This is a genomic window from Rugosimonospora acidiphila (genome assembly GCF_039543385.1).
GTDB lineage: Bacteria > Actinomycetota > Actinomycetes > Mycobacteriales > Micromonosporaceae > Rugosimonospora > Rugosimonospora acidiphila.
On sequence record NZ_BAABJQ010000002.1, the window covers coordinates 442,655 to 458,674 of the forward strand.

Consider the following 16,020-nt stretch of genomic DNA (forward strand, 5'->3'; position numbering starts at 1 on the left):
CACTGACGGGGTCATCCGGCGCCGGGAGAGCCTGTGGCGAACAGCGCGGAGACCGGGGCGTGAGCTGCGGAGATCTGGGCGCGCCGAGCGCCGAGCGCCGAGCGGCATCCTCACGTCCGCTCGGCACCTAACTAAATCAAACAGATCACTATTGACTTCATCAACCAATTGAGCATAATCAAACACACTTAAATAGGTGACACGGCTTCCTGCACGAGGAGATCGTGATGACGCGACGCTCACTTGTCTCGACGTTGCTGGCCGCGGCGACAATTGCCGCGCTGACCGCGATGGCCCCGGCACAGCACCCGACGCACACCGCGCAGCGAGCCCCCACCGCCCAGGACGCCGCACTGTCGGCACCGGCCGCGGCCTCGACGGCAATCAACATCGACGGCACCGATACGGGCCGCGTGTTCGACGGGGTGGGTGCGATCAGCGGCGGCGGTGGCAATTCCCGGCTGTTGACCGACTACCCCGCCGCCGAACGCAACCAGATACTCGACTACCTCTTCAAGCCCGGCTACGGCGCCTCGCTGCAGATCCTCAAAATCGAAATTGGTGGCGACGCGAACTCCACCGACGGCGCCGAGCCGAGCATCGAGCACACCGCGGGCGTGGTGAACTGCGACGCCGGCTACGAATTCTGGCTCGCTGAGCAGGCGAAGAAACGTAACCCGAACATCAAGCTGTATGGGCTCGCGTGGGCCGCACCGGGCTGGATCGGCAATGGGAACTTCTGGTCCCAGGACATGATCGACTACCTGACGACCTGGCTCGGCTGCGCGAAGTCCCACGGCCTGACGATCGACTACCTCGGCGGCTGGAACGAAAAGGGCCACGACGTGGCCTGGTACGAGGACCTGCACGCCGCCCTGGCGGCGCGGCACTACCCGACCAAGATTGTCGCCGACGATTCCGGTTGGAGTACGGCCGATGACATGGTCAAGGACCCCGACTTCGCCGACGCGGTCGACATCCTCGGCGCCCACTACTCATGCGAGGGCGGCGACGGCGGAAACGCCGACTCGTGCTCGACGACGCAGAACGCGATCGCGACGGGAAAGCCGCTGTGGGACAGCGAGCAAGGGTCGCAGGACTACGACACCGGAGCGGGTGCGCTGATCCGCGCGATCACCCGCGGGTACATCGACGCGAAGATGACGGCCCTGCTGAACTGGCCGCTGATCGCGGCGATCACGCCGAACCTGCCGTTCCCGACGACCGGTCTGATGGTCGCCGGTCAGCCGTGGTCGGGCAACTACACCGTCGGCGACAACACCTGGGTGACCGCCCAGGTGACCCAGTTCGCCCAGCCCGGCTGGACGTTCCTCGACGCGGCCAGCGGCTACCTGGCCGGCAATCGCACCAACGGCAGCTACATCAGCCTGAAGTCCCCTGACTCGTCCAACTTCAGCACGATCGTCGAGACCACCACGGCAACCGCGGCCTCGACCGCTTCGTTCACCGTCAGTGGCGGACTGCCGAGCAAGCCGATACACGTCTGGGCCACCAAACTGAATTCGACGAGCGACAGCGACCATTTCGCACACCTGACCGACCTGACGCCGGACGGTTCGGGCAACTTCAGTTACACGCTGCAGCCCGGCTACGTGTACACGTTCAGCACGGTCGGCGGCGCCTCCCGCGGACACGGGGTCAGCCCGGCCCCACACGCGCTGCGTCTGCCGTACAGCGACAATTTCGACAGCTACCACGCCGGGCAGGAAGCACGCTACGTCTCGGACATGCAGGGCGCGTTCGAGGTGCAGCCGTGCGCGGCGGGCCGGCGCGGCATGTGCCTGCAGCAGATGGCACCGACCAAGCCGATCGAGTGGCAGCAGGACAGCGACGCGTTCACTCTGGTCGGCGACCCGTCATGGACGGACTACACGGTCAGTACGGACGTCGAACTGGCCAAGCAGGGCACCGTCGAGCTGATCGGACGGGCGGGAACCCAGAGCCGGCCGCAGTCGCACCAGCAGGGTTACTACTTCCAGATCAGCGACACCGGCGCGTGGACTCTGCTCAAGAGCGACGCTGACGGCAACCGAACCGTACTGGCCAGGTCTGCGGTGGATTCCCTCGGCACCGGCGCATGGCACCGGCTCGCGCTGACATTCGCCGGCCCGTCCATCACCGCGTCGGTCGATGGCAAGACCGTCGGTGTCGTCCACGACGACTCATACCCGGCTGGTCAGATCGGGCTCGGCCTTACCTCGTACGTCACCGACCAGTTCGACAACCTATCGATCACTTCGACGCACAGCCCGGCGCCGACCGCGGCACTGGCGGTAACGCCATCGACGAAGACCGTGCAGCGCGGCAAGAACCTGAACGTCACGGCCACGTTCTCCGTGCCGCGCGGCGCGAGCACCGCCGAGGGGATCAACCTCAGCCTGACCGCACCCGCCGGATTCATCGTCGACGACCCCACCCCGCAGGTGTTCGGAGCCGTCAAACCGGGGCAGCGGGTCTCGGCGGTGTGGGGGCTCACCGCCCCCGAGGACACGGAGTCGACCGCGACGATCACCGCGACGGCTACCTTCGCCCAACACGACGTCGCGCACTGGCTTACCCAGGGGGCACCGGTGCAGGTGGTCAACCCGCCGCCGCCCTCGGGCACCGTCGACGTCAGCGGCATGGACTTCCTGTCATCCACCAACGGATGGGGTCCGGTGGAGCGCGACGAGTCCGTCGGCGGCAACAACGCCAACGACGGCCAGGCACTCAGAGTCGCCAACACCCCGTACGCCAAGGGTCTGGGCACCAACTCGATCAGCGACGTCAAGCTGTACCTCGGCCGCAACTGCTCCAGCTTCACCTCGACCGTCGGCATGGACGATGAGGTCGGCGACGGTACCGTCACCTTCAGCGTGGTCGGTGACGGCAAGACGCTCGCCTCGACGCAGACCATCAGGGGCAGCGACCCCGCACAGCAACTCACGGTCAACGTCGCCGGCGTTGACGTGCTCGACCTGATCGTCGGCGACGCCGGGGACGGCAACGCCGATGACCACGGTGACTGGGCCGAACCACGACTGACCTGCGTCGGGCCGTCGCACTCAGGCGTCAACGACGTCAGCGAGCTGAGCTTCGCCTCCGCCACCAACGGTTGGGGCCCTGTCGAGCGCGATGAGTCCGTGGGTGACAACCAGGCGAACGACGGCCAGCCGCTCAAGATCGACGGAACCGCCTACTCGAAGGGCCTGGGCACCAACTCGGTCAGCGACGTCACCATTCAGCTCGGCGGCACGTGCTCCGGCTTCAACTCCACCGTCGGCATCGACGACGAGGTTGGTGCCCAGGGCTCGGTCACCTTCAGCGTGGTCGGCGACGGCAAGACGCTCGCCTCGACCACGACCATCAAGGGCGGCGATCCGGCGCAGAAGCTGACAGCGGATCTCAGTGGCGTTCAGACACTCGACCTCATCGTCGGGGACGCGGGTGACGGCAATGCCTGGGACCACGGCGACTGGGCCGCGCCGCAGATCACCTGCACCGGCTGACCGGCCGGCTGGGCTGCTACCGGCTGGTAGCGTGGACGGCACCCGGTTGAGCGGGTGCCGTCCACGGTGGCTGATAGTGCTTTGGCGCGAGGGCCTCACCCGGCATCGTCGGGGTGCTCCGGCGTGATGGGCCTGCCGTATCCGGGACGGCCGGACTGGTCGATCCCGTGGGCGGCCCAGGAGTAGAGGTGGATCGCGAGCCCGTCGGGATCGTCGAAGACACGCGCGGCACAGACCGAACCCGACCCGGGTAAGGCACCGCCGATGGAGCTTCACGGCGTACCGGACCTGGCTGGAGAACGCGGCGGTCCACGAGCTGTTGGGATGACGGCAGGACTCGCGGCGAACAACGATCCCGGGCCGGAGTACTACGATCGGGCCATGCCCCTGACCGCGGACGACGTCGACCGGTTCGTGGCCTACCGGCACCGCCTGGAGGCCATCGCGTACCGCCTCCTCGGCTCCGCCGCGGAGGCTGAGGATGCCGTGCAGGAGACGTTCCTGCGCTGGCAGGCCACCGACGTCGACCGCATCGAGGTTCCCGAGGCCTGGCTGACCAAGGTGCTCACCAACCTGTGCCTCAACCAGCTCACCTCCGCGCGGGCCCGGCACGAGACCTATGTGGGCCAATGGCTGCCCGAGCCGCTGCTCGCCGGAGACCCGCTGCTCGGCCCGGCCGACACCGCCGAGCAGCGCGAATTGGTCTCGTACGCGGTCCTCACCCTCATGGAGCGCCTGTCCCCCAACGAGCGGGCGGTGTACGTGCTGCGGGAGGCCTTCGACTACCCGCACCGGGAGATCGCCGAAATCCTCGACCTCACCGAGCCCGCCTGCCAGCAGATCTTTCACCGCGCCAAGCAGCACGTCGCGGACGGCAAGGCCCGTACCGAGATCGACGCAGCCGCTGCCCGGCGGATCGTCGAGGAGTTCCTGGCGGCCGCCACCAGTGGCCAGACCGAGCCGCTCGTGCGCCTGCTCACCCAGGACGCCATCGCGATCGGGGACGGCGGCGGGAAGGTCCCGGCCCGGGCCAAGGCGTTCGAGGGCGCCGTCGCGGTCGCGAAGTTCCTGCGGGGCCTGTTCAAACCCGGCGAGGCCAAGCGCGCCATCGCCGGTGGCGCGCCCGGGGTCTACGCCTGGACCGCCAACGGCGACCCCGCCGTCGTGGCGGTCGTGGACGGCCGGGTCGTGGGCGTCATGTGCCTGGAGGTCAGCGCCAAGGGCATCGCCGCGTTCCGCAACCAGGTCAACCCCGACAAGCTCGGACGTGCGACCGCGGTGTGGGCGGCTACCGACCACGGGCAGCCCCTGTTCAACGCCTTCTGACGATCAGTGACCTGCTTCACATCGCGTTCCTGTCAGGGATCGCCGGGCTGCCCGGTTCAAGTGGCGAACCCAAGCGAGACGGGAGCATGGAAATGCAGCACCGCATCATCGTCCTCGGAGCCGGATACGCCGGAGCCATCGCCGCCGGACGTCTTGCCAAAAGGCTGGGCCGCGAGGACGTCGCCATCACCCTGGTCAACGCCGAGCCCGACTTCGTGGAACGTGTCCGGATGCACCAGCTGACCGTCGGCCAGGACCTCAGGCCCCGGCCGTTGCGCGAGATGTTCGCCGGCACCGGCGTCGAACTGAGGCTCGCGAAGGTCACCGGCGTCAACGTCGGACGCAGGACCGTCGCCGTCATCGACGCGAACGGCGCCGACGAACTCGCTTACGACACACTCGTCTACGCCCTCGGCAGCGGCTGGAGCGCCCAAGGCATCCCCGGCACCGACGAGCACGCCTACGAGATCGCCAGCCGCCCCGGCGCACTGCGCTTGCGCGAGCGCCTGGCCCACCTCGACGCCGGGCAGACCGTGGTCGTCGTCGGCGGCGGCCTCACCGGCATTGAGGCCGCAACCGAGATCGCCGAGGCCCGCCCGGACCTCGACGTCGCCCTCGCCGCCCGTGGCGACCTCGGCGACTGGCTGTCGCCCAAGGGCCGCCAGCACCTGCGGAAGGTCTTCGGCAAGCTCGGGATCACCGTGCACGAGCACGCCGCCGTCACCGGGGTCGAAGCCGACCATGTCGTCACCGGCGACGGTACGGCCATTCCGGCCGCGGTCACCGTCTGGACCACCGGCTTCGCGGCCCACCCGATCGCGAAGGCGACCGCCCTGGAGCTCACCGGTACCGGTCAGATCGTGGTCGACGGGACCATGCGCTCGGTCTCCCACCCGGACGTGTACGCCATCGGCGACGCCGCCTTCGCGATCGGCGCGGGGAACAAGCCGCTGCGGATGTCGTGCGCTTCGGGCACGCCGATGGCGTGGCGGGCCGCCGACTCGATCGCGGCGCGACTGACCGGCGGGAAGCTCTCGAACGCGCCGCTGCGCTACTTCAACCAGTGCATCTCATTGGGTCGCAAGGAAGGATTGATCCAGTACGTCACGGCCGACGACCGCGCCGTGCCGGCGGTTCTGACCGGCCGGTTCGCCGCCGTCTACAAGGAGCTGGTCTGCAAGGGCGCCGCCTGGGGCGTTGCCAACCCCACGCTCGGGCTGCCAACCCGGCGCCGCCGCGTCACGCGGGACCAGGCCACGGCGGGCTCGGCCGTCAAGGCGCTGGCCTGATACCGGGGGACGATGAGCACGCGCCGCACCGGGGCGCTGTCGCTACGACAGCGCCCACCCTCACCACGCCAGCTGCTATTGCCGTGTCAGGCAACCTTTGCCCCGTTGTATGAGCGGTGCTGAGGTGTGGTGTGTGAGCTGGGTGTTCGTGGTGGTCGGCGGATTGTTCTCGTACCTGTGCGGTGGAAGAGCCGGCCTGACGGCTCGGCAGCACCTCAGCACCGCAACGGCGTCACCGTCAGATCCTGCACCTTGGCTCGCGTCCCCTTGACCTTCAGGCTGGCCACCTTCGGCGTCCAGTCGTCGCCTCCGGCCGTGATCTGTAGCGGGCTCTGCGCCTGATCCACCCACAGCGCGTACCGCCCGTCGGTGTCGGTCGTCAGGGTGGCCTGTTGGGTGTGCCCGGCGATCCAGACGTTCGCGCCCGCCAGCGGCTTCGTCGTTCCGTCGCATCCGGTACCGCTGATGGTGCCCATGACCTTGGTCCACGATCCCGGCGGGTTCACCCGCATGGTGACGTCGATCGTCTTGACCCCGTACGGCGTATCGCTGCGTACCAGCAGGGCGGCGTCGTACGTGCCGGGCTGGCTCACCACGCTCGCGTCTGCCTTCACCCACACCCGCGCGCTCTGCTGCGGCGCCACGGTGAGGGTGGTCCCGCCCAGCGACAGCCACGCCGCGTCGCGATCGCTGCCGCAGTCGGCGTAGCCGGGGAGCGTCTCGACGTACGGCGAGTACGAGCCGAACGACTGCGCCCCGCCGATTTTGTACACGCCACATGCCATCGCGCCACGCGTGAGCTGGTTCTGCGAATCGGGCAGCGGCGACCAGGTATCCGTGACAGGGTCGTACGCGAATCCCTTGTTGGTGCTCAGTCCTGCGTTCACGCCACCGGAGATCAGCAGTTTGCCGTTCGCGACGGTGTAGCCCATCGCCCACAGCGCCATCGGCACCTGTGCCCGGCTGGTCCACGTGTTCGAGGCCGGGTCATAGGCGTACGTCGCCGTCGAGACCGTGCCGAAGCTCTGCTGCCCGCCCGCGCAGTAGACGATCCCCTCGATCGCGCCGCAGCCCAGCCACGACTCCGGCGTGGGGTAGTCGGGCAGCCGTTGCCAGGCGTTACTGGCCGGGTCATAGCGGAACACCCCGCTGGTGCCGCAGAAGGCCCGGCTGTCGCAGCCGCCGACCACGTACAACTGGCCGTCGAGTACGGCCGCGGCCGCGTCCGCCTCGGGCACCGGGATCGGCGCGCCGGTCGACCAACTGTTCGTGCTCGCGTCGTAGATGTCGAGGTCGCCGGTGATCTGCAGGCCGTCGCTTCCGGTGGCGCCGTCGACCACATAGAACTTGTCGCCGATGAACGCCCCGAGCCCCTCCAGCCGGGCCTGCGGCTCGCTCGCGATCTGGCTCCACGCCCGCGTGCCCGGGTCATACACGTAGCTGGCGGCCACCGGCTGGCCCTGCGACGAACTCGAAATGCCGCCGAAAGAGTAGATCTTGCCGCCGTACGCGCCGGCCACGTTGTCGCGGATGTCGATCGGGTAATCCGGCAGCGACGACCAGCCGGCCGCCGGCGGTACTCCCAGCCCCGACCACGGCTGCCCCTGCTCGTCCGCGATCTGGAAGTCACCGGGCCGCTCGGCCAGCGTGATCTGCGCCGGGGCGGTGCCGGTATTGGTCACCGTCAACGGGACGCGCCCCGAGCCGCCCAGCGCGGCTGCCGCCGTCACCGTCTGGACGACCGCGATCTGCCCGGCGGGCAGCGCGAAATCGCTGCCCGTCACCCGGTCGGCGGCGATCGTCGGTTCCTGCTTCAGGTCGTGGTACTGCAGCTTGGACCCGACGAACGCCTGGCTGCCCTGCCCCGGCGCGAACATCGCGTACCAGCCGTTGGCGTCCGAGGTGGTGGCGCCCGACGGCCCGGCGATGCGCGCACCGCCGACCGGAGCGGCGGTGTTGGCGTCGGTGACCCGCCCGGCGACCATCCCACCCGGCACGGCGTCGCACCGGCGGTCGCCGATGAACACGTCATCGATCGCCCACCAGCGCCCGGCGGTGACATCCGGGCTGGTGTAGTAGTGGAACCGCACCCGTACGTTCGGCTGGTGTGCCGCCATCGGGATCCCGACGTCGGCCCGCTTCGGACCGGCGTCGAGCAGATCGGCCCGCCAGACGTTGCTCCAGGTGGCACCGCCGTCGATCGACACATCCACGTCGCCGATGCCAGAAGGCACCGTGTAGTCCCACATGGTGAAGTCGTAGGCGAAACCGATCGAGGGGGCGTCGAGCTTGCTCAGGTCGACCGCCGGCGACACCAGCGTGGAATCCTCGGCCTGCCAGGTGTAGTACTCGTCGTCCATGACCGCGAAACCGCCCTGGCCACCGGTGTGGTTGCCGACCTTGCCCGGGTCGTCGAACCGCCACACCCAGCCCTGGCCGATCCCGTCCTGGACGGTCCAGCCCGACGGTGTCGACCCCGAGTCGAAGCCCTCGATCAGGCCGTCGGTCGCGTACTGGTAGCCCGGCGCCCGGCACGCATCGGCATCCACGGCGAGCGTGACCTCCGCCGACGGGCCGGTGACGGACTCGTCCGCCGCCTGGTACCCGGGCGAGCTGACGTGCAGGTCATAGGCCGCCGCCTCCGGTACGACCAGCGAGTATCGCCCGGTGACCGGTGACGTCTGCGCGCTGGCGCCGCCGACCGAGACGGTCGCCCACAGCGGCCAGCCATGCGCGCCACCGTCGCGGACCACGCCGGTCAGCGTCACCGTGCCGGCGGCATGAGCCGGGGTCGGCGCCGCAGCGAGCATGACGAGCATGCCGCAGAGCGCGGAGAGCAGGGCGATGAAGCGCTTCATTGTCAACATCCCGTCCGGGTCAGCGTGAGATTGGCGACGGTCGTACCGCCGGGCTGCACCTTGGCTGCCGACACCGTCGCCGGGAACCAACCCGAGGCCGCCGCGGTGATCGACAGCCTGCCGTTGGCCCGATCCAGCCACAGCGTGTACCGGCCCTCGGCGTCGGTCCGCAGCGTGTAGTCGCTGATTTTTCCGTCGACCGCCACCGTGACACCGGGCACCGGCGCGGAGCCTCCCCCGCAGGCGGCACCGGAGACGACGCCGGTGAGTTTGCCCCAGGTCGTCGGTGGAGTGACCGAGAAGGTCACGCCCACCCTGCCGGTCGCATAGGGCGTGTCGCCCCGCACGTCGAGCTCGGCGCTGTTGGTGCCCGGCTGGTCCAGCGCGGTCGCGCTCAACGCCACCGTCACCTGCGCGCTGGCCCCCGGCGCCAGCGTGGTGCCGCTTGCCGATGCCGACAGCCACGGCACCGGATCGGCCGTGTCGCAGGCGGCGTAGCCCGGCAGCAGCTGGGCGAACTTGGTCGGCGCCTTCGTGGCGTCCAGCCCGCCGACCGTGTAGAGGCCGCACGCGCTGGCCGAGCCGTACACCGCCTGGTTGGCGTTCGGTAGCGCGGTCCAGGTGTTCGTGTCCGGATGGAACGCGAAGCCCCGGTTCGTCACCACGGTGCTGTTCGACGTCACGCCGCCGGACACCATCAGGGCGCCGTCGGCCACGGTGTACCCCATCCCCCACAGGTCGATCGGGAGGTTGGCCTGCTGGGTCCAGACGTTCTTCGCCGGGTCGTAGCTGTACGCGCTGGTGCCCGTGCTGCCCCCGCCGTCCGATTCCCCGCCGGCGCAGTACAGCTTCCCGGCGATGCCGCCGCAGGCCAGCCAGGACGCGTTCACCGGATAGTTCGCCAGCGTGCTCCATGTGCCGGCCACCGGATCGAAGCGCTGCACGAACTTCTTGCCGCACGAGGCCTGGCAGCCACCGACCAGGTACAACTGGCCGCCGACCACCGCCGTTCCGGCCGCGGCGACCGGGTTCGGCATCGCCGGACCCGAGGTCCAGGAATTGCTCTGCGGGTCGTAGATGTCCATGTCACCCCGTACCTCGCTGGTCTCCGACCAGCCACCGGCCACATAGAACCTGCTGCCGATGAAGCCCGCCGAAGGGGTCGCCCGCGCGTGCGGCATGTCCGCGATCGCCGTCCACGCGCCGGTGGACGGGTCCAGCGCGTAGCCGCTGCGCGTGGTGCCGAGAAGCGAGTCACCGCCCACCACGTACACGGTGCCGTCGTGGTAGCCCGCCGCGCCGTCGCCGATCGCGCTCGGGTAGTCGGCGACGCTGGTCCACGGCGGCGCGGCCGGGGACGCCACCGCGGAGCCGGTCGCGCCGGAGGCTGCCCGTGCCGTGAGCCGGGCCGGTGCGTGCGGCGAGAAGTTTCCGTGCACCGCCTGCACCGCAGCACCGCCGCCGGTCACCATCGGCGTCGTGCCCACCGGCGCCTCCGACAGGTCGAACGTTGCCGGGGCGGTGCCGTTGTTGGTGACCGTGACCGTCCTGGTCGCCGACCCGCCGAGCGGCGCGGTCGCGCTCACCCCGGACTGCGCGATCGACAATCGGCCCGCCGCGAGCGAGAAGTCCAGGACGTTGATGGCGTTGGCCGTGACGGCCGCGGTCTGCGTCCGCGTCTGGTACCGGGTCAGGGAAGCGCCGAACGACTGTGACCCGGGCGCCGAGAACCGCCAGTACGAGCCGTCGGCGGCCGACGCCGTGGCGCTGGAGGTGCCGCCGGTGAAGGTCGCGCCGGCCAGCGTCGAGCCGGTGTTCCGGTCGCGGACGTGGCCCAGCACCAGGCCGCCGGCCTGCGGGGTGCACACCCGGTCACCGACGATCACGTTGTCCACCTGCCACCACAGGTCCGCACCCGCCGTGTAGTGGAAGCGCACCTCGACGCCGGGGTGGCCCGCCGCCGCGGGAATCGGCACGGTGACCTGCGACCTGGTGAGGTTGGTGGCGGCGGCCCGCCACGCGTTGGTCCAGGTGGTGCCGCCGTCGACGGAGTAGTCCACCTCGGCGACCGCGCTGCCCTGGGTCTCGTAGTCGGTGTTGAACCACACCGCCGGACTGGTGGTGCCGCTCAGGTCCAACGGTGGCGAGACGAGCGACGTGTCCTGGTGGTCATCGCCGTAACCGAGGGAGTACACCCCGGCGTATCCGCCGCTGCTGCCCGTCTGGTTGCCGTTTCCGGTGGGGTCACCGAACTGCCAGACCTCGGCGTTCCCGGCGTTGTCCCGCACGCTCCAGCCGGCCGGCACAGCTGATCCGTCGAAGGTCTGCTGCGCGATGGTGCGGGTGGTCCCGGCCTGGTAGCCCGGCGCGGTGCACGCGTACCGGTCGATCGGCACGCTGAAGTCTCGGGTGAGGTCCGAGGTGCCCACGGCCACGGACGCCGTCTGCGTGGTCATTCCGGGGTAATCACCCGCGACGCTGACCTGGTATGCGGCGCCGACCGGCAGCGACACCGAGTAGTGCCCGGTGACCGGGTCGGTGTGGAACGTGCCGTCCGGCATGCCCGCCACGGTGAGCGTCGCGGCCAGCGGCCAGCCGTGGTCGGCGCCCTCGCTCACGGTGCCGCTGAGGTTCACCCGGGGCTGGGCGTCGAGCGCGAAGTTCCGCGAGGTGGTCGCACCGTCGGTGACGGTCAGGGTCGCGTGCTGGGTGTCGTAGCCGAACCGGGTCGCGCTGACGTCGTAGCTGCCGACCGGCACCGTGAGGTCGTAGTGCCCGTGCACGTCGGTGGTGCCCTGCGCCTTTCCGGCGGACACCGTGGCGCCGCTGATCGGCGCACTGGTCGCGGCGTCGGTGACGGTACCGGCCAGCTCGCCGTGCGGGCCGAGCGCCTTGAACGCGGTGATGCCATTCGGGGTGCCCAGCCCCGTCGGCCCGTCGTAGCCGGGACCGGCCGTGCACAGGTACGACGGGTCGCAGTTGCCGTTGTTGCCCTGGGTCACGTCGTTCAACGCGCCGCTCTGCTCGTACGCGTAGGACACCGGGTACTCGCCCGAGCCGGGCTTGCCGGCCAGTGCGTACACGCCGGCGATCAGCGGCGCGGCCAGGCTGGTGCCGCCCGATGTGAGCCAGCCCGACTGCTGGAACGAGTCATAGACGGCAAGGGGCGTGTCCGGGTCCGCGACCGCCGACACGTCGGCGATCGAGCGCGTGGAGCAGCCTGTGTCGCTCTGCCAGGCCGGCTTGGGGTCGTACTGCGAGCAGCCGCTGCCCGGACCGCCGCCGTGGCTGTCCCACACCGATTCGCTCCAACCCCGGCTGGTGCCCGAATCGCGTACCAGCGACGTGCCGCCGACCGACGTGACGTACGGCGACGCGGCCGGGTACTGCGGGCCGTAGCGGGCGTCACCGGAACTGGCCACGATCGCCGTGCCCGGGTGGTCGAAGTACTGCGCGTCGTCGTCCCGTTGCGTCGGGTCCTCCGGGCCGCCGTAGGAGTTCGACACGACCTGCGCGCCCTGCGCCACCGCCTGGTCGACCGAGGCACCGAGGTTGTTCAGGTAGTTGTCGTCGGATTCGACCAGCAGCAGGTGGCAGTCCGGGCAGACCGCCGACACGGCGTCGAGGTCCAGCGAGATCTCCACCGCCCAGCTCGCGTCCGCCGGCGGGTAGGTGGTGCCGCCCCGCTGGTCGATCTTGCGGAAGCAGCCGTTCGCCGTGGTGCACGCCGGCAGCCCGTACTGCGCGCGCCAGGTGGCGAGGTCGGCCTCGGCCGTCGGGTCGTCGAAGGCGTCGACGAGCGCGACGGTCATACCATCGCCGCCCGTCGCCGGCAGGTTGTAGGCGGCGCGGATGTCGCTCGGCCCGTAGCCGTCCGGAGTCGCCTCGGCTGCCTTGGCCGTTTTACCGGTGCGCACCCGCAGCACCGACATGCACTGCATCTGCCCCTTCTCCGTAGGTGCGGCGCAGACCTGCTTGGTCTGCCCGTCCGCCGACGGCGTGGGCGCCGGTGCCGCGAGCGCGACACCCGGGACGGCGGCAACGGTCAGGGCCACAACGGTCAGGGCGACGGTCATACCCGCAAGACGCATGGGAGCTACTGGATCACGATAGTCAAATGCGATGATCCGTAGGGAGTACTGATTTTTGACAGCATGGAGGAGCTGGTGCGGCAGGGCCCCTTACCTGGATTCGTCGGCAGATCCGGTGAGCTGGGCGCGTTGCGGGAGGCTCTGAGGTCCGCTCCGGCGATCGTGGTGGTGGACGGCGAGGCGGGGGTCGGCAAGAGCCGGCTGGTCATCGAGGCACTCGCCGGGCTGCGCGGCGTACGGCAGTTGCGGGGCGGCTGCGAGCCGGTGCAGGAGCCCTTCCCGCTCGGGCCGGTGCTCGACGCCGTGCGCGAGCATGCCCTCCGCTCGCCGCTGCCCGGACCGCTGAGCCCGGTCGTCGGCGCGCTCGTGCCGTACCTGCCCGAGATCGCCGCCGCGCTGCCGCCGGCCCCGCCGCCGCTCGGCGACCCCACGGCCGAGCGGCACCGCCTCTTCCGGGCCGTACTCGCCGTGCTCGACGACCTCGGCCCGGCCGTCCTCGTCCTGGAGGACGTGCACTGGGCCGACGCCGGCACCTGCGAGTTCGTCGCGTTCCTGGCCGCCCGGGTGCCGGCGCGGCTGGCCGTCGTGCTGACTCTGCGCAGCGAGGACAGCGCGCAGCTGCCGATCTGGGAGGCGCTGGCCCGGGCTGGCGCGTCGAGGCGGATCAGCCTGGAGCCGCTGCCGCCGGCTCAGGCCGGCGAACTGGCCCGTCAGCTGCTCGGCTCGGCCGAGCTGCCCCACGGATTCGTGACCTCCCTCGTCGAGGCCACGGCGGGCATCCCCTTCCTGATCGAGGAGGTGGTGCGTACCGCGTCCGACCTTTCGGCGGGCTTGCCGGTGCCGACCGCGCTGCGCGACCTGCTGCGTGCCCGCTGGTCGACGCTGGACGACGACGCCCGCGAGGTGCTCAGTGCCGCCGCCGTGCTGGGCACCACGCCGGACGAGGCGCTACTGACCCGGCTGGTCGGCGATCCGGCCCGGGTGGCCCGTGCGCTGAGTCGCGGACTGGCCGCCGGGTTGCTGCACGAGCAGGACGGGCAGTGCCGGTTCCGCCATGCGTTGGCCTGGCAGGTCATTCACGAGGGGCTACCGACGCCCATCCGCCGGTGGCTGCACCTGCAGGCGGCTCGGCTGCTCGACGAGGACGACGGGCCGCGACCGGTCGCCCGGCTGGCCCACCACTACCGGCAGGCCGGCGCCACGACGCAGTTCGTGCGCAGCGCGGAGGCGGCGGCCGACCTGGCCACGTCGCACGGCGACGACGCCACCGCGGCGCAATTCCTGGTGCCGGCCGTGCAGGTGCCGGCCCTGCCGAGCGCCGACCGGGCGCGACTGGCCGGCAAGCTCGCCCGCGCGGCGGTGGACGGTCTGGCCCACTCGGTCGCCGTCCCGGTGCTGACCGACCTGCTGGTCGACGACGAGCTACCCACCGTGGTGCGCGGCGAACTGCGGTTCATGCTGGGTCGGTTGCTGCGCCAGCAGGGCGAGGCCGAGCAGGGCTACCGCGAACTCGAGCGGTCCGTGGACGAGCTGGCCGACCGGCCCGACCTGATGGCCAGGGCGCTGGCCATTCTCGCCGTACCGGACCTGGTGGTGGACCGCCCGGTGTCGGTGCACGTGGCCCGGGGAGCGCAAGCGCACGCCCTGGCCAGCGGCGACCCGCGCGTCGCGGTCGCGGTCGGCATCGCCCGTACGTCGTTGGCGATCGAACTCGGCGACCCGTCCGGCTGGCCGCTCGTCGACGCGCTGCGCCGCGATCCCGCGCTACTCGGCAATCCCCGTGAGCATGCCCGCGCCTGCATCAACTGGGCGCAGGCCGCCCTTCACGTGGGCGACGTGGCCCGCGCCGAGTTACTGCTGGCCGAGAGCCGCAGGGCCGTCGACGAGGTGGCCTATCTGCGCTTCGCGGGGCTCGTCGACCTCATCGAGGCCTGGGTCGATCTGAGCGCCGGACGCTGGGACGGCCTTATCGACCGGGCGCGCGCTCTGGTAGGTACCCCCCGCGAGTTCACCGCCGCGGCGCTCGATGCCCGCCTCTTGCTCGCGTCCGTGCTCTGTCTGGCCGGCGATCTCGACGAGGCCGAACCGCTGCTGCGCGACGTGATCGCCGATGCCGCCCGGGTCGGAGCGTTCCGGCCGCTCGTCCCGGCCCGCACCCAACTGGCCAGGATGCTGCTCGACCGGGGCCAGCCGCGGGCGGCGGCCGATGAGGCGGCCCGGGTCCTGCGGATCGTGCGGATCAAACAGCTGTGGCCGAGCGCGGCCGACGCCACGCTGTGCCTGGTCGACGCGCTGATTCGCTTGGGCCGCCCCGACGACGCACGACCGGCGGTCGACGAGCTGACGGTCGCCCTGCGCGACACCGACGCGCCAGCGGCGCACGCCCGGCTGGTTCAGTGCCGGGCCGAGCTGACCAGCGACGGAAGGCTGTTCGACGACGCCCGCCGCCGGTTCACCGAGCTCGGGCTGCGTTACGAACAGGCCGACGCCGAGGCGCGGCTGGGCCGTCATCTGGCCACCCGGGGCGATTCGGCCGCGCCCCAATGGCTGGAACAGGCACTGCGCTCGTTCGACGCCCTGGGAGCCCTCGGCGGCATCGCCGAGGTGCGCCGGACGATGCGTGGGCTCGGAATTTCGGTGCCCTACCCGTGGCGGGGCGGGCGGCAGTCGTACGGTGCGCGACTGTCCCCGCGCGAACGCGAGGTGGCGGCCCTGGCCGCATCGGGCACGACCAACCGGGAGATCGCGGAGCGTCTGTTCCTGTCGCAACGCACGGTCGAGAGCCACGTGGCCAGCGCACTGCGCAAGCTGGGCGGGCGCTCGCGCCGCGAGCTGGCGACGTTGCTGAAGCTCGCCGGCAACACCTGAACGGAGAGCGCGCTGCGTTGGTTCCCATCGCCACGTTGACCCGGCTCGGATCAGCGGCGAGATCCCGCTTGAGGCCCCA

Annotated in this window: 6 protein-coding genes; 4 read left to right on the forward strand and 2 right to left on the reverse strand. The window is 70.7% G+C overall.

All coding sequences use genetic code 11. From position 1 onward, the window contains the following. Positions 1-227: 227 nt before the first annotated feature. The 3 genes from ABEA87_RS04680 (at position 228) to ABEA87_RS04690 (ending at position 6,124) form a co-directional block, all read left to right on the forward strand. Complete coding sequence (locus ABEA87_RS04680; RefSeq protein ID WP_345626361.1) at positions 228-3,509, forward strand: NPCBM/NEW2 domain-containing protein; 3,282 nt, start codon at positions 228-230, stop codon at positions 3,507-3,509. A gap of 381 nt (positions 3,510-3,890) precedes the next feature. Then, positions 3,891-4,835 (forward strand): RNA polymerase sigma factor SigJ, encoded by a 945-nt coding sequence (gene sigJ, locus ABEA87_RS04685; protein ID WP_345626564.1) that lies wholly within the window; start codon positions 3,891-3,893, stop codon positions 4,833-4,835. A 92-nt stretch (positions 4,836-4,927) separates the two neighbouring features. Further along, a complete protein-coding gene (locus ABEA87_RS04690; protein ID WP_345626363.1) occupies positions 4,928-6,124 on the forward strand; it encodes an NAD(P)/FAD-dependent oxidoreductase in 1,197 nt (398 codons plus the stop codon). A 215-nt stretch (positions 6,125-6,339) separates the two neighbouring features. Here ABEA87_RS04690 and ABEA87_RS04695 read toward each other — a convergent pair whose 3' ends face one another. Continuing rightward, positions 6,340-8,982, reverse strand: coding sequence for a kelch repeat-containing protein (locus ABEA87_RS04695; RefSeq protein ID WP_345626365.1), 2,643 nt, complete (start codon positions 8,980-8,982; stop codon positions 6,340-6,342). Positions 8,983-8,984: 2 nt separating this feature from the next. Continuing rightward, positions 8,985-13,073, reverse strand: coding sequence for a carboxypeptidase regulatory-like domain-containing protein (locus tag ABEA87_RS04700; RefSeq protein WP_345626367.1), 4,089 nt, complete (start codon positions 13,071-13,073; stop codon positions 8,985-8,987). Between the two features lie 63 nt (positions 13,074-13,136). Between ABEA87_RS04700 and ABEA87_RS04705 the strand changes: the two genes are divergently transcribed. After that, positions 13,137-15,941 carry a helix-turn-helix transcriptional regulator gene (locus ABEA87_RS04705; protein ID WP_345626369.1) on the forward strand — a complete coding sequence of 935 codons (2,805 nt, stop codon included), beginning with the start codon at positions 13,137-13,139 and terminating at the stop codon, positions 15,939-15,941. The last annotated feature ends 79 nt before the right edge of the window (positions 15,942-16,020 follow it).